This is a genomic window from Paenibacillus sp. OAS669 (genome assembly GCF_014873645.1).
GTDB lineage: Bacteria > Bacillota > Bacilli > Paenibacillales > NBRC-103111 > Paenibacillus_S > Paenibacillus_S vulneris.
In genome coordinates this window covers 73,405-97,735 of the sequence record NZ_JADBDR010000012.1, presented here as the reverse complement: position 1 = coordinate 97,735, position 24,331 = coordinate 73,405, and the positions used below count along the sequence as shown (strand labels likewise).

At 45.2% G+C, this 24,331-nt stretch carries 19 protein-coding genes and 1 pseudogene; 6 read left to right on the top strand and 14 right to left on the bottom strand.

The genetic code is table 11. The annotated features are described in order from the left end of the window. Positions 1–72: 72 nt before the first annotated feature. From GGC63_RS23580 to GGC63_RS23565, 4 genes are all read right to left on the bottom strand, one after another. Entirely contained in the window at positions 73–1,308 is a 1,236-nt protein-coding gene (locus GGC63_RS23580; protein WP_192704416.1) for an MFS transporter, read from the bottom strand. A 138-nt stretch (positions 1,309–1,446) separates the two neighbouring features. Next, on the bottom strand, positions 1,447–1,932 hold the full coding sequence (locus tag GGC63_RS23575; RefSeq protein WP_192704415.1) for a MarR family winged helix-turn-helix transcriptional regulator: 486 nt from the start codon (positions 1,930–1,932) through the stop codon (positions 1,447–1,449). Between the two features lie 250 nt (positions 1,933–2,182). After that, a complete protein-coding gene (locus tag GGC63_RS23570; protein WP_192704414.1) occupies positions 2,183–3,505 on the bottom strand; it encodes an ABC transporter substrate-binding protein in 1,323 nt (440 codons plus the stop codon). Between the two features lie 322 nt (positions 3,506–3,827). Further along, the gene (locus GGC63_RS23565; RefSeq protein WP_192704516.1) at positions 3,828–4,565 is read right to left on the bottom strand and encodes a rhamnogalacturonan acetylesterase; all 738 of its coding nucleotides are present in this window, start codon (positions 4,563–4,565) and stop codon (positions 3,828–3,830) included. Positions 4,566–4,771: 206 nt separating this feature from the next. On the opposite strand from GGC63_RS23565, the gene GGC63_RS23560 reads away from it, so the two are divergent. After that, positions 4,772–5,596 (top strand): helix-turn-helix domain-containing protein, encoded by an 825-nt coding sequence (locus GGC63_RS23560; protein WP_225948446.1) that lies wholly within the window; start codon positions 4,772–4,774, stop codon positions 5,594–5,596. 60 nt (positions 5,597–5,656) lie between these two features. Here GGC63_RS23560 and GGC63_RS23555 read toward each other — a convergent pair whose 3' ends face one another. From GGC63_RS23555 to GGC63_RS23545, 3 genes are all read right to left on the bottom strand, one after another. Then, a complete protein-coding gene (locus GGC63_RS23555; RefSeq protein WP_192704412.1) occupies positions 5,657–6,985 on the bottom strand; it encodes an ABC transporter substrate-binding protein in 1,329 nt (442 codons plus the stop codon). A 452-nt stretch (positions 6,986–7,437) separates the two neighbouring features. After that, entirely contained in the window at positions 7,438–9,264 is a 1,827-nt protein-coding gene (locus tag GGC63_RS23550) for an ABC transporter ATP-binding protein (protein ID WP_225948461.1), read from the bottom strand. A gap of 40 nt (positions 9,265–9,304) precedes the next feature. Next, positions 9,305–11,047 (bottom strand): ABC transporter ATP-binding protein, encoded by a 1,743-nt coding sequence (locus GGC63_RS23545; protein WP_192704410.1) that lies wholly within the window; start codon positions 11,045–11,047, stop codon positions 9,305–9,307. 146 nt (positions 11,048–11,193) lie between these two features. Here GGC63_RS23545 and GGC63_RS23540 point away from each other — a divergent pair, with 146 nt between their 5' ends. Both GGC63_RS23540 and GGC63_RS23535 read left to right on the top strand, forming a co-directional pair. Next, positions 11,194–12,156 (top strand): D-2-hydroxyacid dehydrogenase, encoded by a 963-nt coding sequence (locus GGC63_RS23540; protein ID WP_192704409.1) that lies wholly within the window; start codon positions 11,194–11,196, stop codon positions 12,154–12,156. A gap of 261 nt (positions 12,157–12,417) precedes the next feature. Next, positions 12,418–12,675: pseudogene (locus GGC63_RS23535) on the top strand (aldo/keto reductase); the annotation flags it as partial. 72 nt (positions 12,676–12,747) lie between these two features. On the opposite strand, the gene GGC63_RS23530 reads toward GGC63_RS23535, so the two are convergent. From GGC63_RS23530 to GGC63_RS23515, 4 genes are all read right to left on the bottom strand, one after another. After that, positions 12,748–14,034: an IS110 family transposase gene (locus GGC63_RS23530; RefSeq protein ID WP_192704408.1), complete on the bottom strand. Its 1,287-nt coding sequence runs from the start codon at positions 14,032–14,034 to the stop codon at positions 12,748–12,750. Between the two features lie 212 nt (positions 14,035–14,246). Next, positions 14,247–14,606 (bottom strand): hypothetical protein, encoded by a 360-nt coding sequence (locus GGC63_RS23525; protein ID WP_192704407.1) that lies wholly within the window; start codon positions 14,604–14,606, stop codon positions 14,247–14,249. 311 nt (positions 14,607–14,917) lie between these two features. After that, positions 14,918–15,688, bottom strand: coding sequence for a nucleotidyltransferase domain-containing protein (locus GGC63_RS23520; RefSeq protein ID WP_192704406.1), 771 nt, complete (start codon positions 15,686–15,688; stop codon positions 14,918–14,920). A gap of 1,133 nt (positions 15,689–16,821) precedes the next feature. After that, positions 16,822–17,442, bottom strand: coding sequence for a TetR/AcrR family transcriptional regulator C-terminal domain-containing protein (locus GGC63_RS23515; RefSeq protein ID WP_192704405.1), 621 nt, complete (start codon positions 17,440–17,442; stop codon positions 16,822–16,824). A gap of 150 nt (positions 17,443–17,592) precedes the next feature. On the opposite strand from GGC63_RS23515, the gene GGC63_RS34965 reads away from it, so the two are divergent. Together GGC63_RS34965 and GGC63_RS23510 are read left to right on the top strand one after the other, a co-directional pair. Continuing rightward, a complete protein-coding gene (locus GGC63_RS34965) occupies positions 17,593–17,727 on the top strand; it encodes a hypothetical protein (protein WP_264082116.1) in 135 nt (44 codons plus the stop codon). Positions 17,728–17,884: 157 nt separating this feature from the next. Next, positions 17,885–19,297, top strand: coding sequence for a DHA2 family efflux MFS transporter permease subunit (locus GGC63_RS23510; RefSeq protein WP_192704404.1), 1,413 nt, complete (start codon positions 17,885–17,887; stop codon positions 19,295–19,297). 930 nt (positions 19,298–20,227) lie between these two features. On the opposite strand, the gene GGC63_RS23505 is transcribed toward GGC63_RS23510, so the two are convergent. Both GGC63_RS23505 and GGC63_RS23500 read right to left on the bottom strand, forming a co-directional pair. Then, a complete protein-coding gene (locus tag GGC63_RS23505; RefSeq protein ID WP_192704403.1) occupies positions 20,228–20,452 on the bottom strand; it encodes a TetR/AcrR family transcriptional regulator C-terminal domain-containing protein in 225 nt (74 codons plus the stop codon). Between the two features lie 267 nt (positions 20,453–20,719). After that, entirely contained in the window at positions 20,720–21,616 is an 897-nt protein-coding gene (locus tag GGC63_RS23500) for a TetR/AcrR family transcriptional regulator (protein WP_192704402.1), read from the bottom strand. A 246-nt stretch (positions 21,617–21,862) separates the two neighbouring features. Between GGC63_RS23500 and GGC63_RS23495 the strand changes: the two genes are divergently transcribed. Beyond that, a complete protein-coding gene (locus GGC63_RS23495; RefSeq protein WP_192704401.1) occupies positions 21,863–23,299 on the top strand; it encodes a DHA2 family efflux MFS transporter permease subunit in 1,437 nt (478 codons plus the stop codon). 386 nt (positions 23,300–23,685) lie between these two features. On the opposite strand, the gene GGC63_RS23490 is transcribed toward GGC63_RS23495, so the two are convergent. Beyond that, positions 23,686–24,321 carry a nitroreductase family protein gene (locus GGC63_RS23490; protein ID WP_192704400.1) on the bottom strand — a complete coding sequence of 212 codons (636 nt, stop codon included), beginning with the start codon at positions 24,319–24,321 and terminating at the stop codon, positions 23,686–23,688. Positions 24,322–24,331 lie beyond the last annotated feature (10 nt).

Genomic DNA, 24,331 nt, shown 5'->3' with positions numbered 1-24,331 from the left:
ACCCAAGCTCTACATATAACAGCGGAACCAAAAAACACAGCCTAGTCCTTCAATAAAGAACTAAGTCTTTACTTATTTACACAACGTACCCTTATACAAAACGGGTATTGCCGCTGCTATAAGGATCACACCCATCAAAGCCGGGGCGACATGGCCAAGGGAAACATAGATTTGGCCTCCAACGACAGGCCCAATTATTCTTGCTAGAGCCTGAATAGATTGGCTGCCTCCTTGAATCCTGCCTTGTTCACTAGCATCGACAGACTTGGAAAGCATTCCGTTGAATGAAGGCCCAAAGATCGAGTCGCCAAAACCGAATAGAAACATCCCCGCGATAAGAAGGGGGTAGAATGAGAATAAGGCCGACAGCGCAATAAGGCTGTAGCCAATCATCTCCGAAACCATTCCAAGAATGGCTATCTGTGCATCACGGAGTTTTACCAAAAGCTTTGGCATAATGAAGCCTTGGGAAATGATGTCTTGAACGCCCATAATAGAAAACATAAGTCCGATGAGTGCAGGCGCCCAATGGAAAGTATCTATCGTAAATTGTGAAAAAACAGCCTGTAAAGACCCGTTGGGTATCCATAGTAAGAACGCCGAGACAAGCAGCCTTTTTAAGGTTTTCATGGAAAGCACGTTGACAAGCTGTGTGAATGGATTCAGTCTTACAAAGGTGATCTTTTCCAGTCTATTGTTCTTGCCAAGGCTCTCCGACATAAAAAAGTATCCGTAAACAACATTTAGTAAGGTTATTATGGCGCCAAAATACATAGGTGCAGAATAACCAAACTTGGCAATCAACCCTCCTAGCGCCGGGCCAATGGCGGAGCCTGCACCTGCAACCGCACTCACCCACCCAAAATATTTGGTGCGCTGTTCTCTGGGGGTAATGTCGGCAAAATAGGCAAAGAGAGTGCTTATGCTCCCGCCTGCTATACCCTCTATTATGCGCCCGGCAAATAGCACCCATAGCGCTCCTCCCATACCGAAAACGAAGTACCCGATTGCAGAACCCAAGAGGCTTATCAAGAGTAATGGACGACGGCCATATCTATCGCTCAAAGCTCCAAGTCCGGGGGCAGCAAAAAACACGCAAACCGCATAAACAGAGGTCAGCAGCGTAACAACGACAGCTTGATCTCCCGGATTGCCTGTATAAGGCTGTACTAGGAATGGGACGACAGGGGTTATGATACTGAAGCCTATTCCGCAAAGAAACACGGACATAAGACCGAAGAGTAACGTCTTTTTATCTACGGCTTGGGCCATGTTCTTCTGTTCATTAGGTGATCGAAATTGGGACACTTACTTCTCTCCTTACTGTAATTTTGATTCCAAGGAAACAAAACCATCGTATCACATTTTTGTTTCCTTGTCACCAAAATATCAGCAATAAAAAAGACACCCGTTCTCCATAGAGTCCGGCTGCCTGTGAGCGGATTTTCATGATTCATCTTGTTCCGACTTCATATCCATACCCTGCTTTTTTATTTCCGCATCCAAATGCCTGCAATACGTTTCTAAAAAGCTGAGCATACTATCAAATTGTTCCTCGGTTACCTGCTCAAATACGGCTTGATCCCGCTCTTGAAACTGTTTGTGCAGCTCCTCGTGGATTTTATAAATGACTTTTCCCTGCTCCGTAATCCTAAAATAGATTTCTTTCTTGTTATCCGGCTTCTGGTAGCTTTCGATAAGGCCTTTGTTTATGAGCTTCTTCGTTAATTTACTTATGGCACCGCGAGTCATATAAAAGGCCTCCGCAAGCTTTGTCACATTAGAATCTGCGTTTTTTCCAATGTATTCGATACAATGTACTTCAGAAGGCTTATAACCTTTAAGGCTGTCTTCCATCTTAGACTTATTAAGGTAAACCATCTTATTGAATAAGTCCCTGAATGCCATAACGACCTGTTCTTGCTTGTTCATGGCCTGTCCTCCCGCGTTGGTGCTTGTAACCATAGGATTCCCCCCATAGAAAAAGGGATTACGTTCATTATCATTGGTATATTTATTATAAGCAACATAGCATAAAAAACCATCCCAAGCCATTCCATGGCATATAAAATCATGAAAACGAGCGGTAGTCCTGCTCCCTCACCGAACATTGATACATTCTATAATGCAAAAACACGGGTTCCGATCGCTCGAAATCCCGTGCTTTGAAAGGTCCTGCTTCTTATCTGGTTTTTGCTTTAGCTGCATCCACGGCTTTGTTCGCCGTTTCTTCAATTTTACGGAACAGGGAGTTGATGTCCGTGTCTCCGAGAGCCGCCTCATGAATAGCATCCTCGTAAGCCTTTTGCGCCTCTCCTTCATAGGCCGAACGCACAGGCATAGGAGCGTATTGGTTATAGAACAAGGCGCTCGTATTTTTATCCTTGTACTTGCTGTCCTGCGCAAATTGCTTCTTGATCGCATCGTCCTTCAGAACGGTCATCGTTCCGTTGCGAACCTGCTTCGTTTGGTACTCAACGCTAGTCAAATATTGAATAACCTGCATCGCTTCTTCTTTATGCTTGCTTTGCTGAGTTACGCCCCAATAGAACGGATAAGCCTGTGAACCGATCTTCGGCAGCTCCTTGAAAGTAGGCAATGCGGCAATATCCCAGTTCATTCCTTCCGAGCCGGCAGCCGCCCAATCCAAATCGGATAAATAAGCGATCATGGCGAGGTTTCTGTCCTTCAGGAACGGATCTTTATAGGGAAGCTTGTTTTTCAAGCCAACCATAGCCTTCTTGTAACCAGGGTTGTTGGCTGTATTGATATAATACGTTTGATACAGCTGCTTCCACTTTTCATCCGTGTTGATCGTCGGTTTATCCGTCTTCGCATCAAGGAAGTTTAATCCCAGCTGATTCGCTTTAATCGTATGTGCAGGGGATGCGGCGAAGCCCAAATACTGCTTATCTCCGTCTGCCCGTGTTAATGTGTTGGCTACCTGCGCCAGCTCTTCCCAGGTCATATCGTTCTTCGGATAAGGAACGCCGAATTTATCGAAAATATCCTTATTGTAGAACAGGATAACGTTCATGGAGCTTACAGGAAGTCCATAAATCCCGTTCTTGGACATATTTTTGGCAAAATCAATCATGGTCGGCTCGAAAGCGCTTAAATCAATGTTATTTTTCTTGATCAGATCCGACATGTCATAAGCAAGACCATATTTATCTACCGTATAAAAATAGTTGGTGCTTTCGTAAAAAAGATCGATCGTTTGACCGGAGGCTACCATTTCATCAATCGTGGTGCCGGTCCCCTTCTTGATATACTTAATGGTAATATTCGGGAATTTAGCCTTGATCGGGTCGCTAAACTTTTGCTTTATTTCTTCCTCGGAGGTTGCTGACGTCGAGTAGAGCACCAGCTCCACCGGCTCATTGCTTACTCCCTGCTTCTGATTTCCATCGCTCGAAGTCCCCTCCGCTCCCTGCTTGCTGCTGCAGGCCGTCGTTAAGGCGACGAGCATGGCCGTCGATACGATTAAACTTTTCTTTATCATGTTCAAATCCCCCTTGTTTTCCTCTTCAAGAAAGCGCTTCATTTCTAAGTCACTTTAACAATATCATAAAGAAATTGAACAATCTTCATAATTTTTGCCCATAAATTTCATATTTTTGTTCATTTTACAAAGAAGGCAGAAATAGCCTATAAAAAAATGCGGTTTTCATGCAATCGCTTACTTCGGACGCAAAAAAAGGACCCCTGCCATTCGGGATCCATTGAATGTGAGTTTGTCGAGAAACTTGCAGAAACTGGGAAATAGTATCACAACCCGTTGGGATGCCCTCCCCCCGGTCGTTACAGTTCTCAGGATGCAACTGCTATTTAATCACATGCCGGCTCAGAGGAAGCTGCAGCTCCACGATGCCTTCCACGACGAGCTTCGCCATTTCCAGCGCACCCCGTTCGGAAAAATGCGTATTATCCTGAACGCCTTCCGGATAATTCGGGCTTTGCCCCGGCTCAAGATGCAAGAACAGCTCTTTGGTTGCTTCGGGTCCCAGCTTCTCGAACAGCGCCTTGCTTTTGACTGTCAAATCGATGACAGGAACCTCCAATTCCTTGCCCAGCGATTTCATAGCTTCCGTGTAGAAACGATGGGAATCCTTAAGCCTCCCGTTAGCATCGAAGCCGTTGCGCTCCACCGGAGTGATCAGAACCGGTTCAGCCCCCTTGTTCCTGGTCCCGTCGATGTATTGCTTCAAAAAGCTCTTATACGTCGTGTTCGGCTCCGTATACCTTGAAGGGTCCTCTTTCTTCTCATCGTTATGTCCGAACTGAATCAGCAGGTAATCCCCCTTGCCGATTTGCTCCAAGATCGTGTCCAGTCTGCCTTCGTCAATAAAGCTCTTGGAGCTTCTTCCGGAGGAAGCCGCATTATGCACGTTCACCTGCTTGTCCAGCAGGGCTCCGATCATTTGTCCCCATCCCGCGCGAGGAGCCCGGTCCTCCGTGTAATTCGACACGGTGGAGTCGCCTGCCAAGTAAACCGTAATCTGCCGGGAAGCGGCTTCCCCTCCCATGTTATGTACTGCTTTGCCTTGCTCTTTCGAAGTCATTCCATCTCCACATCCTGTTATCCATAATAGCAGTAACAGCACCGTAATTCGGGCTGTCCGACCAAGCTTCATCATATCGCACCCTTCCAAGCTGCCGCAAGATGTCTGAACCCTCTGCGTTGACATCCCCGGTTCATTTGTTATTCTTGTACATAGCAGGCCCGGTGACAGCGCTTGCTTACGATTCCTTAGGGAGGCGGCTCTCATTGTACAGCAATTTCTCCATATCTGTCGCTAAACGGGCAGAGACATACAATTTTATCAAATATCACTACCATAATTTCTATGAGATCTATTATCTGTTAGCCGGGGAACGCAGATACTACATTGAGGATAGAACGTTCCTGGTCAAAAAGGGCTCCCTCGTATTCATCAACAAAAATCAGCTCCACAAAACGATGGAGGGCTCGCATCCCGAGCATGAGCGGGTCGTCCTCTATTTCACCGACGCCTTCATCAAGCCGTTCCTGCAAGAGCAGCCCGACCTGCTGCTGCCCTTTCAAGAAAGCTGTCTGCTGGAGCTGAATCTTCAGGAGCAGAGCCGCATCGAGCATATATTGCTCGAATTGATTCGCGAATATGGCAATACGGGCCTGCACGGACGGGAGCTGTATTTCAAAACGCTCGTCGTACAGCTGCTGCTGTTCTCGATCCGCAAGCTTTCCGAGAGCTCGGAAGTGCCCCATAGCCGGCTTCATCGCACGATTTTGGCGGTGCTTGATTATTGCGGATTGCATTATCACGAGCCGATAAGCTTGCATTCCGTCGCAGAGCGGTTTCATGTCAGCGACTCGTATTTAAGCCGGTTGTTCAAGCAGCATACGGGCTTTCATTTTTCGGAATATATCCATGCCTTTCGAATTCGTGAAGCGCAGAGGCTGATTAAGGAGACCGGGCTCAAGATGACCGACATTGCCGAACAGGTCGGCTATATTAACACGACTCATTTTAACCGCAAGTTCAAGCAAGTCGCCCGGATGTCGCCTTCCGCCTACAAGAAAATGATTAAATCCGTGAATTCTGGCACCTGAACAGACGGAACGGGCTGCCCGCTTCGTCCTTAAATTGCACTATTTCTTCACTCAAAGTGCCTATTTCTTCAAGGCTGAAGCTATCGCTTTATCTGCTTCCTCCTGCGCCTTTCTCAGAAGGCTGTTAACATCCAGCTCTCCAGTGTACAGGGAGGGAATCAGATCCGTCAGCTGCTTCTCGCCCGTATTTTCATAAGGCCCTTTAGCAGGAGTTGCTGCAAAGGTATGGTAATACACGGCGCCCCAATTCACTTTTTTCGCATAGTCCTCACCAAGCGCCTTCTTCACCTCCGGCGTGGTTAAAGAACTGATCGTTCCCGCCTTGGACAGCGTAAGCTGAAATTCATCGGACGTTAAATAGTTCAACACCTTCATAGCGGCGTCCTTCTCTTTGCTCGTATTGGAGATACAGATATAATTCGGATATACCTGAGCCGCCATACCGGGAACCTCCTTATAGGTCGGGACGGATACCATATCCCAATTCATTTCATCCATCCCCGGGAAGAAGGCCGTATCCGTGAAAAATACCCACATAGCAATGTTGCGGTCCTTAATGAATTGGTCCATGCCAGGCAGCTTATTCTTATTATTCCTCACATAATCGCTAAACCCCGGCTCCTCCAGCTGCCCGTTAAAAATCGTCGTCAAAATCGTTTTCCACCTGCCGTCGCCCAATGTGGATTTGTTCGTCTGAACATCAACATAAGGGAGGGAGAAGGGACTCAGCTTCAGCACATGTCCGGTGGAGGTAACCAGGCCCAAGTACTGAATTCCGTCTTCTTTTCTGCTCAGCTGCTTGGCAACGGCGAATACTTCATCCCAAGTCATCCCGTCCCTCGGATAGGGAACCCCGAATTTATCGAAAATATCCTTGTTATACATCAGGGACATCGCCTGCATGGAGCTGGGTAGACCGTACAGCTGCCCTCCGGCCATCGCCTTCATGGCATCAAGCGCCACGGGTTCGAACCGGTTCAGGTCGACATTTTCCTTCTTGATCAGCGGACTGATATCAAACCCCAGCCCGGGGTTTATGACCCCGTCAATCAAGCTTGACAGCGATTCGAACATCAAATCGATCGGAGAACCCGCTGTCACCATATCCTGCGTGTTAATTTTACTGCCCCTCTGCTGCATAAAATTGAACGTGTAGTTCGGAAACTTCTCCTTCAAATATTTTCCATACAGTTGATCAAACTGCTCTGTCGTCAATCCGGCTCTTGAAGTGATACTTAATGTGACAGGTTTATCCGCAGCCTCCTCTGTCCTAGACAAGCCTACCGCATCCCCCGCCGGGGCGCCTGTTGAACTGCAGCCTGCCAGCAAGGTCATGAGCATGGATGCCGTCAAGCCGACGGAGCATGGCAAAGAGATCCTTTTGTTCATCGATAAAAGCTCCTTTCATTGTTTATGGTGTGTAAGCGCTTCTTATTGATTTTTAGAACAAGGTGCTTTTCAAGGATTAGATCTTTATCAGAATCACACCCTCCTAATTTCTGGAATAAAAAACTATGCTTCACATTGTAATAAAATTCATTCCGGCAACTCTAGGCTCATTTTTGTTATTCGGCTGAAAGTTTGCTATTTTTGACTATAAAATTTATGTTCACGAATAAAATTTGTACGATTAGATTAAATAAAATTACAAATTTTTGTCGTTATCCTTGTATTATTTATTATTTTTGTCATGGCTCATGGGCATCTGTAGTATAGAAAGCAATAATAACCACGCAATCCATAGCTGAAGCAGAACCTGTTACTTCACGGTGGCCCGGAGCTTCCAATGCAAAAAAAAGACCCGTCCCCGCATCAGCGGAGCCAGGTCTTGATTTGCGGCTCTAGTGAGAGCCTTCCATATTACGAAACTGATTATAGAACATTTGATAGTAGGTGCCTTGACGCTCGATAAGCTTGTCGTGGCTTCCCTGCTCCACGATCTCGCCATGGTCGATGACCATAATCGAATCAGCATCCCTTATCGTATTCAATCTGTGTGCGATAATGAAGCTGGTTCTGCCCTCCATAATCTTCAGCAGGGCATCCTGTATATGCAGCTCGGTCCGCGTATCAATGCTGCTCGTCGCTTCGTCCAAGATCAGAATAGAAGGCTTTGCCAAGATGACCCGGGCGATAGCGAGCAGCTGACGCTGCCCTTGGCTTAAATTGCCACCATTTTCGGACAGCTCCGTATCATACTGCTTGGGCAGTCTCTTAATAAAGGCATCGGCATTGGCCATTCTGGCCGCCATTTCCACTTCTTCGTCCGTAGCATCCGACTTGCCATATTTGATATTTTCCCTAATCGTCCCCGAAAATAAATAGGTATCCTGAAGCACGATCCCGAAGCATCTTCGCAGACTGTCCCGGGTGTATTCCTTAATGTCACGGCCATCAATATAGATGGTGCCGGACGGAATGTCATAAAAACGGGTAATCAGATTCACGATCGTCGTCTTCCCCGCTCCGGTCGGACCGACCAGCGCCGTACTGCTTCCCTGAGGCGATTCAAAGCTGATATTCTTTAAGATGGGAACATCCGGTCTGTAGCCGAAGGTCACATTATCGAAGACTACATGCCCTTTCGTCTCTTTCAGCTCGATAGCGTTAGGCGAATCGGCCGGCTCCTCCTTCTCATCCAGGACTTCAAACACGCGCTCAGCGCCTGCAACCCCGGACTGAAGAATATTGTACGTATTCGCCATTTCATTGAGCGGCCGTACGAATTGGCGCGAGTAGCTGAGGAAGCTGGCGATAACCCCGACCGTAATGTGTCCTTTGACAGCCAGTACGCCTCCGACGATCGCAACAGCCGCGAAGCCGATGTTATTGATAACGGCAAGCAGAGGCATCAGGAAGCCGGAAAAAATTTGCGCCTTTAATCCCACCTCGTACAGCTTATCGTTCACGGAATTGAATTCGTGAATTGCCTTCTCCTCATGGTTGAACGCCTTAACGACATGAATGCCGGAAATCGTCTCCTCGATATGGCCGTTCAGCTTGCCCAGCTGGGCCTGCTGCTCCTTGAACAGTACGCTGGTTCTCTTCGTTATCGTCTTGCCTAGAATGTAAACCAGCGGCACGGTAATGAGTGTAGCCAAAGTCAGTAGCGGACTTAAAATGATCATCATCGTCAAGGATCCGACAATCGCAATCGTCCCCGACATCAATTGGGTGGTGGATTGCGAGATCGTATTGCTCACGTTATCGATATCGTTGGACAGTCTGCTCATGACCTCCCCGTGCGGCCTGGAATCGAAGAAGGACAAGGGCAGCTTCTGCAGCTTGGCGAACAGTGTCGTTCGCAGGTTGCCTACGATCCGCTGCGATACCCCAGCCATAAACCAGCTCTGCAGGAATGTCAGCACGCCATCGGTCAAGTACGCCGCAACCAGCGCCAGGATCATCAGCTCAAGCATTTGAAAGTGAACCGAGCCGTTGGAGGCGGTCATGGAATCGACCGCCTTCCCGATAATGTACGGGCCGGTCAAAGTAACCAAGGCGTCCACCAGAATAAAGAGGAATACGACGGCCAGCATCCTCCGCTGGGTACCGACGAATTTCCATATTCTGCGCAGGGTCGCCTTGAAATTTTTCGGCTTGACGACCGGACCGCCCCGCCCGCCGGGGCGCGGACCAAAGCCGCCGGGTCGTCCGGCCTGCAGCATAGGAACTTCCTGCGGCGGTTGATTGTCTCTGGAAGTGTCATTAGGCTTCGACATTCCTATGCGCCTCCTTCCCCATTTGCGATAAATAGATTTCCTGATACACCTGGCAGCTTCTCATCAGCTCATCATGCTTGCCTATGCCGACAACCTCGCCTTGATCGAGCACGACGATTTTATCGGCGTCCATAACCGATGAAATTCTCTGCGCGATAAGAATGCAGGTAAGGCCCTGCGTATACTTCTTGAGCCCCTCCTTGATTCTCGCTTCCGTCGCCGTATCTACAGCGCTTGTACAGTCGTCCAGAATAAGAATTTCCGGCTTTCTGACCAGAGCTCTTGCAATGGAAACCCGCTGCTTCTGACCTCCGGAGAAGTTGATTCCGCGCTGGCCGAGCCGGGTCTCATATCCCTCCGGAAACGAAGTAATGAACGGGTGGGCCTCCGCAATTTCCGCCGCTTGGATAATTTCCTCCATCGTCGCGTCTTCCTTGCCCCACCGGATGTTTTCCGTCACCGTCCCTGTGAACAGCACGGTTTTCTGGGGAACGATCGCGATTTTCTCCCTTAGCTTGGCCGGATCGATCCGGGTCACATCCACTCCGTTTACCTTTACGGTACCCGAGGTGGCGTCATAGAATCTCGGGATCAGCCCGACGAGGCTGCTTTTGCCCGATCCGGTGGAGCCGATGATGCCCACGGTTTCGCCCGGCATGCAGGTCAACGTTACCCCTTTGACCACCGGGTCGCCGGAAGCCCCTTCATAGGAAAAGCTGACATTTTCAAAATCCACTCTGCCGCTTAGCTGCGGGTTTAACTGCGTATCCGGCTTCCAGGTCATCCTGGACTGCTGATCAAATACTTCCCCGATCCGCTGGGCTGAGGCTTTGGCCCGGATGAACATATTGAACACCATGGAAATCGTCATTAAGGAAAACAAAATTTGCGTCATATAGTTAATAAACGCAATAATATGCCCGACCTGTATACTTCCGTTCGAGACCCCCAATCCCCCGAACCACAGCACCGCAATAATCCCGATATTGACCGTCAGCATGATGGCCGGGTTGAAGATGGACATAGCCCGCATCGCTTCAATGGAGCGCGCCTGGTACGTCTCGTTCACATGATGAAACTTGTCGACCTCATAGTCGAACCGGTTGAAGGCCTTGACGACGCGCACTCCGGACAAATACTCCCTCATCACGCCGTTGACGGAATCCAGCGCCTTTTGCACCCGGATAAACCTGGGAAATCCGATCTTCATGTTCAAGGCTATGAGAATTCCGACTATGGGAACTACTACAGCCAACACGATCGACAGCTGAGGATTCAGACGCGTAGCCATAATCAGACTGCCTATACACAATAAGGGAGCTTTTACGAAAATCCGCATCAGACCGTTTGTAAAATTCTGCACCTGAGTCACATCGTTCGTTAAGCGAGTGATTAAGGAGGCTCTCTCAAATTGGTCGATGTTCTCAAATGAAAGCGTTTGTATTTTAGCAAATAAATCTTTTCTAAGCTCCGCCCCGAACTTCTGCGATACGCGGCTGGCCAAAATGTTGCGCCCTGTTGCCGCCAACGCGCCGAGGAATGTGATCAGCAGCATAAATCCGCCCATGCTCAGAACATAATTCATGTCATTGCCGGCTACGCCCACATCCACGATATGCGACATCACCGTGGGCAGAGTCAAATCCGCCAAGGCTTCACAGGTTAAAAATAAGACCGCAATCGTAAACAGCTTCCAATACTTACGAACGTATTTTTTAAAGAACGACAAGGCCCTGTTCTTCCTCTCCTAATTTATTTAGCTTCCCTATATAAAACATACTCCTTTCAAACCAAATTGTCACTTCATTTTTCGCACAATTTGTTTGTAGTATAATGAGATTCATAGCAGCCCATATCAAAGGAGGACCTGGCCTTATGAACATTGTTGTGCTGGACGGATATACCTTGAACCCCGGAGACTTGAGCTGGGATAAAATCTCCCGGCTTGGACTTACCACCATCTATGACCGGACTCCCGCCGAGCTCATCGTAGAACGGGCGGCGGATGCCGAAATCGTATTGACGAACAAAACGCCTCTGTCCGCAGCAACGCTCGAAAAGCTTCCCAAGCTTCGTTATATCGGCGTTCTGGCAACAGGCTACAATATTGTAGATATCCATGCCGCCCGGGAGAAGGGCATCCCCGTGACCAATATCCCTACCTACGGAACGCATTCGGTTGCCCAATTTGTGTTCGCTATGATATTGGAGCTGTGCCACCGTATAGGCCGCCACGATGAGGCCGTTAAAGCTGGAGAATGGACAAGCAGCATCGACTTCTGCTTTACGAAATCGCCGCTTATCGAGCTGTCCGGCAAAACCATCGGCTTGATCGGCCTGGGCAAAATCGGCACTCAGACCGCCCGCATCGCCCAGGCGATGAATATGCGGGTCTTGGCCGCAGGCAGCGGTCGCAGCCGTCCTCAACCCGTCGAAGGAGTCGAATGGACGGATATGGAAACGCTGCTTCGAGCCTCGGATATCGTGAGCCTTCACTGCCCGCTGACCCCGGATACGGAGCAGCTTATCAACCGCGAGCGGCTTGCTTGGATGAAGCCCACCGCCTTCTTGATCAACACGGCGAGAGGCGGCCTCATTCACGAACAGGACCTGGCGGATGCGCTGAATGGGCAAGCCATTGCCGGCGCGGCGCTGGATGTGCTTTCCGTCGAGCCTCCTCCAGCCGATAACCCGCTGCTGACTGCGAGAAATTGTATTATTACCCCGCATATCGCATGGGCTACCCAGGAGGCTCGCGCCAGACTTATGGATACAGCCGCTTATAATGTCGCTGCTTTTCTGGAAGGCAAGCCCATCCATATCGTTAATGGAATATGATCAGGCTAGGCATTGTACCGGACTCCCTTGGATGTCCGGTTTTTTGCCGTGGGGACCGCTGTGTATCGCCCAGATCGCTGCAAGAGTGGAAGGAAGAATGCGGGAAGGAAGAATGCTGCATGGCTGCAGGGGTTTCATTTGGCTTACGGATCAGCTTAGTAACTTAACTTGAGGTAACTAAATGAGGTAAAGTTGCGTACTTCTCCCTTCCTGGCATTGAAGGTATAATAGCTCCAGAAAACCTAGAAGGAGTGAGCTTCCATGAAATATAGACGCGTTGGCGCAAGCGGGTTAAAGGTAAGCGAAATCGGTCTCGGCAGCTGGTTAACCTATGGCACTGCCGCCGAGCAAAAGGCTGCGGACGCATGCATTCAAACCGCGTTCGAATGCGGGATCAATTTCTTCGATACGGCGAATGCCTACAATCGGGGAGAAGGAGAAAAGGCAATGGGGGCGGCCCTCAAGCCATATGAAAGATCGAGCTATGTGCTGTCTACCAAAGTTTACTTTCCTATGGGACAAGCTCATCAGTGCTTCAGTTGTCTGTAGTTTTATTGCTATTTACGTCCCAATTCTATGAAGAGGCTGTATTTAAGCTGCTAACGACAATTCTGCGAATCGAGGAATATCCTGCATCATTTTTTCTTCACTGAACGCATGTCCCTTTTTTATGACACCAAAGAGAATTCGAATCAGTTTACTACAAAGCGCAATGAGTGACTGCATCTTTTTCAACGGATTGCTTGGTCGCTTCGTGTAATATTGATGCAGTGCTTTAAATGCACGGTTCTTTGCCACAAGTGGCATCATTACGCGGAAAAGCAATGCTCGTAGCCGTTTTCGGCCACGCTTCGTAATCTTAGTCTGTCCCTTGTGTTTACCTGAGGTGTTTTCTTTTAGGTTCAAACCTGCAAGTTTGATGATCTGCTTTGGATGTCGGTATTGGCCAACATCGCCAACTTCGGCCAGGAATCCAGCGATGGTATCCCGACCCACTCCTTTAATGGCCAATAGTTGCTCCACATAGGAGATTTGCCCCAGTAGTTCATCTAGCTTTGAATCGAGCTCTTCAAACTTACTCTGAAGCAGCTCGTACTGTGCCAGCAGCAGTTTGAGCTCAATCTTGGCCAACTCCACACCTTCTTTAATGCCAACAGAACGGCTGGCCGCTGCCTTCAAGCTCTTCACGCGTCCCAGACCAAGTCCACGTTTTGCAGCTTCTCTGAGATGCTTCAGCAAGACCTCGTCAGACTGGTTAACCAATTCATGCGGCAACAAACAAAGACTGAGCATTTGACGAGCCGACTTACATTCCCAATCCTTAAACACCGTAAGGAACTCTAGAAAGTAGCGATCAAGCCAATTATGAACACGGCCTTGCACTACACGCATGTCGGTCGACAGATGATCGCGAATTTTCATCGCTTCCCGCAACTCGGCGTAAATGCCTTGGGGAAGATTAGGTACGGCATATCTCCCATCTTTGACTAGCTGTGCAATGACCTTTGCGTCCTTGATGTCGTTCTTTGTCGGTGAGTTGTCATCCAATTCTTTGCTTTTCTTAACGTGCAGCGGATTTACCACACCACATAATATTTGATTGCTACTTAGGTAATGAGCAAGGTTCAGCCAGTAGTGGCCGGTCGGCTCCATGCCGACTATGACGCTATGAGAACCTTGCTCTCTAGCAATTCTTCGGAACCAGCAAACGAATAATTCGAATCCTTCCCGATTATTCTCGAACGTAATGGGCTTCCCGAACTCGACTCCGCGGTAGTCTTGTGCACGAGCCACATGTTTAAACTTCGCGATATCGACACCGACAATTAAAGTAGAAGAATTGATTTGATTAATTCGTTCATTTTGAGTAGAATGCATTTTGTAGTCTCCTTGGTTTGTTTTTGGATCTGACGCTGGCCAGCATCTGGGATCCATAAACATCATACCAAGGAGCTTTTCTATTTCTCAAACCTCGTATTTCTTCATAATAGGAATGCTGCCCGATACTTCAATGGTCATTAAAAAGGAGCTGTCCTGGTGGCAGCTCCACACTATCGTTCCCCGTTAGTGGAATCGTTTATTGTATTAGTTTAATAGCCTTGAGATATATCGTTCTTAGCTAAATCCAATGCTACTGCGATTTTAATCTGGAACGTTTTACTTCCCTTTATCCAATTATCAATTGGATACACTTCAACTATCGGAACAATTGCATCATCATAACGGTCCAGTTCAATCTTAATAACTGAGTGAGTATCCACAAGAAAGCTAAATATATCCTCACCTTGTTCGGGTGTCCAAGATAAAACGTACGCTGTCTTCATTGCGGGAAATGTCGTTCTAATAATGTTTAAGAACCTACGCATGGATATATCATTGAACAAATGAATCTTCGAGGCTTGTAATGCTTCTCTGTATGTCTGTTCAGTCATAGTCCCTTTGAGTTTCATACCCTGCCTACTTTCTGAAGAATCCGAACCATTAACGAACACGGATAATTTTTAAATTGATTTTACCTTTTTTTATTCAAGGGAATCACCAAATTATCCTGCCAGTTACTTTAATAAACTAAAGAGGAGCTGCCGCACGGCAAGCTCCTCCGCTATCGTACCCGTTAGCTCAATAGTCTTATGTTTTAATTAGAATCGCTGCTAATAGTTGTGAGGCTTGCCGAACACCTAATGCAGTGACGTCCCGACGGGCTTAGGGGGCTGGATGAGATCACTCGCTTCTCAGAGTGACCCGAAGCGTCAATATGGTGTTAGTCTAAGGAAGTTCTGGAAGCAGCCATTGCATTTAACGCGTTCTCAAAATAGCTATATACTTCATCTGCAATTCCCAGAAACTCTTCAACAAGTACATTATTACTATCCAAGTAACAAGCATACAGATAATCAACTAAAGCGGAGTCAATCTCACAATAGTTTAATATGGCATTCTTCATCTTAATAATGTCATCTTGCCATACACCTGTATCTTCTAAAACCAAAGAGTATAATGCACGAATTAATCTCTTAGAGTAACCTTTAATATATCTATTTTTCATTGTGTTATCACTAGCATTAGAAAGTAAACTACGTCTACGATCTACTTCTTTCTTGGTCTCTGTATTTAAGTCTAAAATGAACTCTGGAGAAATAATTATCGGTGGTACTTTTTCACCAACGTCATGACCATATATGCAAACACAAATTATCTTTACCCAAAAACCCCAATCATTTGGTTTACTTAATACATCGTCAATCGAGCAAATTGTCGTATCAATCTTAGTTACTACTGGATATTCTTCCAAAAGCCTGTCTTTAATATTTGACAATCTTTCGTAATCAATATCTTTGGGATTTACACATACAATAGTAAAGTCTGCATCTGACTTAAAAGGTTTAGCGGTTCCTTTTGGAATCGAGCCACACATATAAATGCTATGAATCTTACCTTTAAATTCGGTAAGTATATTATCTATATACTTATCAACAAAATCCTTATATTCACTTTGTATTACAATTCTATTTATAACTTTTTCTAATATCATATAGACTCCTCCTAAACTAAGAACTTCTTTCGGCTAACGTCTTTTTTGCGAACTTCGTAAATTCGTCATGACTTAAGTTATTCGCGAAAACATTCAACTATCCTGCCCGTTACTTCAATGCGGAAAGGGAGCAGCTGCCGCGACAAACTGCTCCCTGGGATCTTTCAACTAACGTACCCGTTAGCGCAACGATGTAGCTTGTTGAGATGGCCATCTATTGCGGGATGGCATTAACATTATGGAATAAGCATTAACATCTCGTATTTAATACGATATCATATCAATTATTGCTTTTGATTGAAACAATATCTTCATCACTTTTTCAGTTCTTTCTGGGATCGGGGTTGCACATCATCCCCGTTAAATTGCTTGGTATAATCTATGATACTTCAACTACCTTCTTCATGTACAAGTACTTCCTGATTACATGTCGAAAATGGGACAATGTTTGTGTCGCAAACTGAAAATGGGACAATGTTTGTGTCGTTAGCTCGCGACAAGAACATTGTCCCATTATTAAAAAAAGCCGTATTATATGTGACCATGAAAAGGACAATGTTTGTGTCGTCCGACATCAGTGTTCTGCTTTCTTTAGGAGATCAGGCATACACCATACTGAGCCACACTTGTAGAATTATCAGATTTCGTAGTTTGATCAGTATCCACTGAAGATAGACGACTATTTCAGTTCAGAAAAAATCACTCTAGTTATTGCCTATTATAACTCTCCGATTCGTGTACATCACTATAAAGCAAAAAAGCCGCAATATGCGGCTTTAGCTTTTATAGAAAAATCCGGATAAAATGTATAAGTTTCTTTGGCTACTGCAGGATGCACACCTCTCGCTGCTTCACGAACATCTACCACATCACCCGGCTGAAATTTAACCTATTGATCAAATGGAAGCGGGGTCCAGCTTCCGCCATTTAGTGAATACTAAAGAGGCCAGAACAACTCTCCACCAAGACACTAGTGTAAGCGGTTACCGGCCTATAAAAGAGCCTAAAACCGACTCGATTAAAATTTATGTTTCCTGGCGGCAACGCGTCGGAGCGGGAAGCGAATCCCGTTATCTAAAATTACGACGATGGATGTTCACTACGAACATGCGAAACGATTCCCTTCGGCCGCTCTATTTTTTCAATCCCTTAACAATAAGTTGTATTCCAAACTCAAAAGCCATTTCTGCCTCGTTCTCAATCGTATTCATTACATCAGAAGTTAATGTATCCACATCTGCATCGGGTTGAGACTCTTTAACCTTCTCCATTTGGGATGGTGTTAATATTCTCCTTTTATTTCGTGTTTGTTCTTCCATTACAGATCCCAAAACAAATTGCCCCATGGTAAGCATAGCCATTTGAGCTTCTCTCTGAGAAAAACCTGCTCGTACTAAATATTCAACTTTAAGCTCTAGTTGAGCAAGATCATTATAGGTGGGAATTGAGCCGGCATGAAGCATCGCTCCATCCGGATAAGCTAATAAAGCATTTCTAAAGCTGTAAGCATGATCTATGAACCATTTCTCCCAATCTTTCGGATCATGCGGCGTCTGAATGGTATGATATCTGGCGATTATTCTAGAAGCCATCTCACCAAGCAGCGTTGCTTTATCTTTTACATGCCAATATAGTGATGCTGATTCAACTCCCAATCTCTGAGCCAAACGCCTTGTTGTAATCGCCTCTAATCCACCCTCCTTAAGAAGTTCAAGCGCCTCCTCTATAACATCTTCACGTTTTATCTTTGCCATATTTAGAAGTTCTCCTTTTTTCGAATTAAAACCTATCAATGATCTAGTATATCATATTGACAAATCTATCAATGATAGATTATCATCAAAACATCCTAAAATCTATCAATGGTAGATTTTTTGTTATTTATATCGAGAGGAGCTAGCATAATGAATTTAAAAGCTGCTGAGTACATGCAAATCAATTGGGGTGAGCCCGAAGAAATGAAGCTCGAAGCCTCTGGTACCAGGTCAATTTTTCAAGGTCGATATGGAATTAAGAACAAGGCTCCATCTTTCAGCTGATTGCAGTAAAGGAGATGGTTCCGCGCATAATGATCCTGTAGACTGACCTACATAAATTTTTACTACATCGTTATCACATTCACTGCAATATACATGAATTCTCAGCTTCTTGACCCGTTGTTATTTTACACATTGATCATTTGGGAGGAAATTTGTAATGAATAGCTCTGACAAACAATCCGCTAAACTTGCCGCTATACCCTTTATATTATGGGGACAAGCCATAATTATTGTTCTTGGTGCATTTACATCTATGTTGTCTTCTACAATGCTTAACACAGCCCTACCCTCAATCGCAGCAAGTCTGAATACTTCAAGTTCCATTGCACAATGGATAGCTACAGGATACTTTTTATCTTTAGCTGCAGGTGTCCCCCCCAGTGCCTGGTTATCCCGTAAACTCGGACCAACCAAACTCTGGCTAATTAGCCTGGGTTTGTTCATGGTTTTTTCAATATTGTGTGCAATATCAACAGGGATTTATATGCTTATCATCTGTAGAGTTCTGCAGGGCTTATCAGGTGGTTTGCTTGTACCTGCCGGGCAAATTGTCACAAGCATAGCAGCAGGTCCGAAGCGACTTGGTAGAGTGGTGAGCATCGTCGGCATAGCCGTTGTAGTTGCTCCAACGTTAGGTACCACCTTAAGCAGTGCAATTCTTAGTAGTTTAAGCTGGCCTTGGCTATTCTGGATCAACATCCCTCTTGGTGTGGTAGCGTTCTTTGCTGGTTTGAAGTGGCTTCCAAAAATCGAGGTTTCTGAGGCTGGAAAATTTGATTGGATTGGCTTTTTATTTGTTTTAAGCGGCGTACCCCTGCTCATTTATGGTGTAACCTCCATTGGAAACACCGCAAACGCAGTTCCGATTGGCACTTCTATCATTATAGGAGCCGTTCTTATCATTGGGTTTGTTGTAAGGTCATTAAAACTTGACAAACCCATATTACAACTAAGACTTTTTGGTAATGGGGTATTTTCAGTAGCTGCTGTCGTTATGTTTTTGGGTGGTGCAATAAACTTCGGAGCACAGCTGCTTCTCCCCCTTTACTTAACTGATGTCCGCCACTTGAGTCTGCTTACTGCAAGTCAACTAATCTTGCCTCAAGTTATAGGCACAGCTGTTGGTTTTCCACTTGCAGGTCGTTTTACAGACCGATATGGAGCTGGAAGACTTATATTTACAGGCGGTATCATAATGATGATATCCATGCATTCGCTAATTTTTATTGAAGTAAATGCAAGCACTACATGGGTTGCCCTCATTTTCTTCATCTGGGGGCTAGGTACAGCATTAGCAACTGTTCCAGCTATGACCGCCGGTTTAACCACGGTTGCTCCCGATCAAATACCCGATTCTTCGCCTATCCTAAACATGCTGCAACGAATTGGAGCATCTATAGGCACAGCTGTAATCACCTTGCTATATACTAAGAATTTAACTAGTGGCCTGGACCAAGCCCATACTTTAGTTGTTTTTAAAAATGTCGTTTGGGTGTTATTGGGTAGTATACTAGTACTCCTGGTATCATCCTTAACATTGGTACTAAGAGAAAATACTAACTCACGTTAATACTTATAAGATATTACATGTTCGTTCAAACTGGTCTTGCTATTTAAATAGAAAGCTTTGAGTGATACAAACCTTGTTCATAGATGAAAACCGTTAATCATAATTACGTAAAGATTAACGGTTATAACCTTCTTTAATGCATCTTATATTCATCACTTTTGTTACTTCTTGTGATATGTATGACATATAACTCCTCTTTAAAAGCCCATAACTTGCATATTTCTTAGACCGTCTTGATGGGCCGTCAATGAATAAAAGCAGCCGATCACGCTATCAGCTGCTTCATTAGTTTTATTGAGTTATCGTTTCCCACAGAATAATGAAAATTAAGTGCAACCATTTAATACTATTCTTACGGGTGGCGAGGGAGGTCTGTTATCTACGTTGTCGCGAACCCATCCGTTATTCTGACCCCAACGACCTCGGTGCACCACGGAATGTCGATCCTTTTTTGGGAAGCACGCAGGGTTCAATAAGCTGAAACCCATGAAATGGACATATGTAAAAAGAAAACGGGTTTTTGATAATCTAAAAATGCTTTACTCAACAATCATGGCAAGCCCCAGGTTCTCCAAGCGAGATTTCGGATCGGTAATGTTCTTTCCACCCAAACGATGCTTATCACGCCAAGGCGTGATCCAATGACAAAGACGGTATATCAGCGAAAGTCCTCACCAGCTTAGATCCGTTCTTTCGCCTACATTGTTGTTAGTCAAAAAAGGCAGACAGTCATCCAAGACTGTCTGCCTTATCTATTCTATACTGCCGGGAATTGATCGGCCGGCGTGAATCTATATCGTGCCTCTGTACTTGCGGTACTTAGACTCACAGAAATGCGGTCGATATCCGGGGCGTAGCAGGCTTTTTTTGTTGTTGCGTGCGGAACCGCACTTGTACATGGCTGGAGGAATGTGTACTTGGGGAGTCAGATCATTGGGGGAATTTATAAGTTAATTGCTCAATTCCTGAGATGATAATGTTTAGTCCTGTCTCAAACATATCATCTGAACCGACATTATGAAACATTCCATTTTCGTGCATACGATGCAGAGTTTGAAATCGGCTATCTGGTTTGTAAATGCTTAGGTTAAGGTAAGATTCCTGCTCACTGTTTTCAATATCCCGGGTAATGGCGGTTCTTATCCAGCGATGCATACCATTCGTTCACCTCGTCAGTTATTGAGTCGCCGCCCAGCTCATGCTATTTGGCGACGACGTGATCGAAGTAAGGCAGCGACTCTTGGCCATAGACGATCTTAAGCATCGCATCGTGGAGCAGCTCATCAAGAGCGTCACCGATTTTTTTCATCGTAGCCACTTCGCCAAGGCTTCGTTGCAAAACCTTCGAATTTTTTAGAATGTCGAATGGTTGGGATCACCCTTCCGCTTTGACCCCATTTTTTAAAAACGGACCCTATCTGGTTAGGGATTCAGGTCTACAGGATAAAACCCTAGCTTCTTTAATGTATTCACATAAATTACCAATTCATCCGTATTCCTAATACTTTTTATATTCAATAAAGATTTCAAACAACTTGAGATTACGGCTTTCCGCGGTATCTCAGACATTGCTTCATTCTGTACAAATTGTAACAAATCAAGGGCGTGCTGTTTATGATCGTTATTTGCAGGAAGTTTCTCAAGTAATTTTTTTAAATTCCCAGTACTTAACATAAGGTCATTATAAGGGAAATCTACTTGTCCTTTGCTAAGTAAAGACTGTTCAAAGTCTTCAATATTAAAAAGCCGTATACGCTTATGTTTGAGTAATGGAAGTACTTCATCTACTAGACTAAAACAATAATTGCAAATTTCAATCATAGGTTTGGGTTGGATTTGAACATTATTTATTTCGTTGGCATTGTGTAGAATCCCCGTTAAAAAAATGGTAGCATCCGCAATATAATCCCGATATTCCGGGTAAATCTGCTTCATCCTTGTGAAGAACCAATATGCCCATTGTTGCCTGATCTGTGTTAAGAAAGCAATAATTTCATTATCGTTGGAAACTAGAGCGTCCATGAGTAATGCATCGACTTTTTTTTCTATGCGATAGTTCATCATAACTTCTAACTGACGAATAAAGATATCTTTATTCGTTTCATCTTGTCCGATTAAAAGTTGATCCCGATCCACATACATTTTTTCTTCGGAATACACAAGTACATCCCTAAATAGTTCTCCCTTGGTTTGAAAGTGTTTATAAAAGGTTCCTCTTGAAATATTGGTTTGGTCAAGAATGTCCTGGATCGATGTGGCATGATAACCTTGTTCAATAAAAAGACGGAGAGCCGTCATTAATATATCGGATTTTTTCACCTGCACCATTATCATCCTTTCTGTTCACATTATACACCATATACTGGCTGTTCAAATATATACTCCGAATATATTTAGTGATTGATTTTTTGCTCAATCAAGTATAATATAGTCCCAGTAAACTACGAGTTCAAAAATATACTTGTAGTATAGAAACACGAAAGCCGTCGCTCATTTCGCTGTATCGATGATGCTAGGCACTTTAATGGGTGTCATTTATTCCATTCTGGATAGGAGGAAACCAACATGGAGAAAGAACAGTCTCTTCCAACGTTTAAGCGGACTATACTTGTGGTCGTTATGCTTGCAGGTGCATTTGTTACCATGTTAAATCAGACGCTACTCAATACTGCTTTGCCACAAATCATGAAGGATCTATCCATTTCCGCTAATACAGCTCAGTGGCTAACGACCGGGTTCATGCTTGTCACTGGGGTGTTGATTCCGGTTTCAGCTTTTCTAATAGAAAAATTTTCAACAAGGAGACTATTTATTACGGCCATGTGCCTGTTTGCGTCCGGGACGTTGCTGGCTGCTTTAGCACCAAACTTTCCTGTTTTAATATTCGGTAGAATTCTACAGGCGGTAAGTGACGGGCTCATGCTCCCGTTAATGCAAACGATCTTTTTAATGATTTTTCCTGTTAAGCAACGCGGGTCAGCAATGGGGATGGTGGGACTGGTGATGGCTTTTGCTCCTGCGATTGGACCGACACTTTCCGGTTGGGTTGTTGGTAACTTTTCATGGCGGGCACTCTTTTATATGATTTTCCCAATTGCTGTATTAATAATCATTTTGGCTTCGTTTATGCTTGAAAATGTTTCGAAAGTGACCCATCCTAAAATTGATGTCATGTCCATTATTTTGTCATCTCTTGGATTTGGAGGATTGTTGTATGGCTTCAGCAGCGCAGGTAATCATGCCTGGAACAGTTCAGAGGTGGTCATTGCTTTAATTGTCGGTACGGTCGCAATTGGTTTGTTTATTTGGCGGCAGCTGGCTGTTGAAAAACCGATGCTTGAGTTCAGGGTGTTAAAAAACTGGACCTTCTCATTGACCTTAGTCATCGGTATGGTTGTTATGGTGACGATGATTGGCGTAGAGCTTTTTCTTCCGCTTTATATACAAACGGCAAGAGGCTTTACACCGCTGGAATCAGGTTTACTGTTGTTACCTGGTGCGATTGTAATGGGGGTTATGTCGCCGATTACCGGGAGGATCTTTGATAAGATTGGAGCACGACCGTTGGCTCTTATCGGTTCGGTTATCTTAGTAGGTACGACGTTCTTGTTCAGTAACATGACCGCTTCAACGCCATACATCTATATGATGGTAATTTACGCCATACGAATGTTCGGAATATCTCTTATGATGATGCCAGTCATGACGGCCGGATTAAACCAACTGCCTGACCATTTGATTCCACATGGGACCGCAATGAGTAACACGTTAACGCAACTGGCCGCTTCTGTTGGAGCAGCCTTGCTGGTAACGGTTATGACGAACAATACAACGGCTGCCGTTCAGCAACACATTCCCAATCCAATGATTCGTGGGGTCTCCTCTGCCTTTACGCTCTCCACCGTTTTGGCATGCTTTGCTTTAGTATTGTCATTCTTTATTAAACCGATGAAAATATCTCAGAAATCAAAAGACGAAGGCAGTCCTGCTGCTGAAAGCTAAAGCGGGCCTGCGCTGCCAGATGCACAAAGTCCGCGAACTTCGCGGACTTTGTGCATTTTATATGACTCGTCTTCAGTTTGCTGAATTGTTATTCTAGCCCGTTACTCCAACGACCCTGCCTTTCAAAATAACGGCGCCTTTTCAGTGACGCAATGCAATATGGCGACTAATTAAATTGTTCACTCTGTGTGCTCACTTGACTCTCCGTCGTAGAGAGGATCACTGTTCACTGTTACAATCATCTCCTAAGTGGTCGTAGTTAATGAAACAGCGGCAGTTTAGGACTTTAATCTCGGTCCAAAGCTGCCGCCGCTTAGATCTGCATATCCGATTAGATGCTCTCCATGATGAATGAATACACTGACGAGCTCCTCAAGATCTTGTGTTTATTTCCACTGAGCAATATCGTGAACTGGAAATCGAACTGGAGGGCGGCTATCGGCAGCCGCTTTACCAATCGAAATAATAATGATTGGGATGTAATGCTCAGCATCAAGTTCAAACGCTTCTGCAATCTTTTTTTTGTTAAACCCGGCCATCGGATTGGTGGCATAGCCATGTGCGTAAGCTGTTAGTAATAATTGCATAGATACCAGTCCGCCATCAACCATAATGGATTCTCGTTTTTCTTGAACGGAGAAACGATCAAATATCGGTACGACAGTCGAAAGGATTTTTTCTTTCATCTCCTGTGGCATGTGGCCTAGTTCTACTGCCTTACTATAAATTTCATCGGCACGGTCCGCAAACTGGAGATCGCCAAATACGGCAATGACAGCAGATGAGGTATAGATTTGCGTTGAATTAAATGGTGCAAGCTCAATCAACTTCTCCTTGGCTTCCTGACTTTCTATAACAACAAACCGCCAAGGTTGCAGATTGAACGATGAAGGCGCAAGAGTTGCTTCCTTCAAGATTTGGCTCATTTCCTCACGGCTGATTTTCACCTCCGGATCGTATTTTTTTATGGTACGTCGATTGTGAATAACCTCGTTAAAATCCAGATTAGTTGTAGATATCATTTTTTTCTAC

Excerpts from the sequence above, each read along its gene's own strand:
- GGC63_RS23570 (WP_192704414.1), bottom strand. The coding sequence starts at position 3,505 with ATGATAAAGAAAAGTTTAATCGTATCGACGGCCATGCTCGTCGCCTTA.
- GGC63_RS23520 (WP_192704406.1), bottom strand. The coding sequence starts at position 15,688 with ATGATATTAGAAAAAGTTATAAATAGAATTGTAATACAAAGTGAATAT.
- GGC63_RS34965 (WP_264082116.1), top strand. The coding sequence starts at position 17,593 with ATGAATTTAAAAGCTGCTGAGTACATGCAAATCAATTGGGGTGAGCCC.
- GGC63_RS23530 (WP_192704408.1), bottom strand. The coding sequence starts at position 14,034 with ATGCATTCTACTCAAAATGAACGAATTAATCAAATCAATTCTTCTACT.
- GGC63_RS23490 (WP_192704400.1), bottom strand. The coding sequence starts at position 24,321 with ATGATATCTACAACTAATCTGGATTTTAACGAGGTTATTCACAATCGA.
- GGC63_RS23525 (WP_192704407.1), bottom strand. The coding sequence starts at position 14,606 with ATGAAACTCAAAGGGACTATGACTGAACAGACATACAGAGAAGCATTA.
- GGC63_RS23555 (WP_192704412.1), bottom strand. The coding sequence starts at position 6,985 with ATGAACAAAAGGATCTCTTTGCCATGCTCCGTCGGCTTGACGGCATCC.
- GGC63_RS23510 (WP_192704404.1), top strand. The coding sequence starts at position 17,885 with ATGAATAGCTCTGACAAACAATCCGCTAAACTTGCCGCTATACCCTTT.
- GGC63_RS23540 (WP_192704409.1), top strand. The coding sequence starts at position 11,194 with ATGAACATTGTTGTGCTGGACGGATATACCTTGAACCCCGGAGACTTG.
- GGC63_RS23515 (WP_192704405.1), bottom strand. The coding sequence starts at position 17,442 with ATGGCAAAGATAAAACGTGAAGATGTTATAGAGGAGGCGCTTGAACTT.
- GGC63_RS23550 (WP_225948461.1), bottom strand. The coding sequence starts at position 9,264 with ATGCTGCAGGCCGGACGACCCGGCGGCTTTGGTCCGCGCCCCGGCGGG.
- GGC63_RS23575 (WP_192704415.1), bottom strand. The coding sequence starts at position 1,932 with ATGAACAAGCAAGAACAGGTCGTTATGGCATTCAGGGACTTATTCAAT.
- GGC63_RS23565 (WP_192704516.1), bottom strand. The coding sequence starts at position 4,565 with ATGACTTCGAAAGAGCAAGGCAAAGCAGTACATAACATGGGAGGGGAA.
- GGC63_RS23495 (WP_192704401.1), top strand. The coding sequence starts at position 21,863 with ATGGAGAAAGAACAGTCTCTTCCAACGTTTAAGCGGACTATACTTGTG.
- GGC63_RS23505 (WP_192704403.1), bottom strand. The coding sequence starts at position 20,452 with ATGCATCGCTGGATAAGAACCGCCATTACCCGGGATATTGAAAACAGT.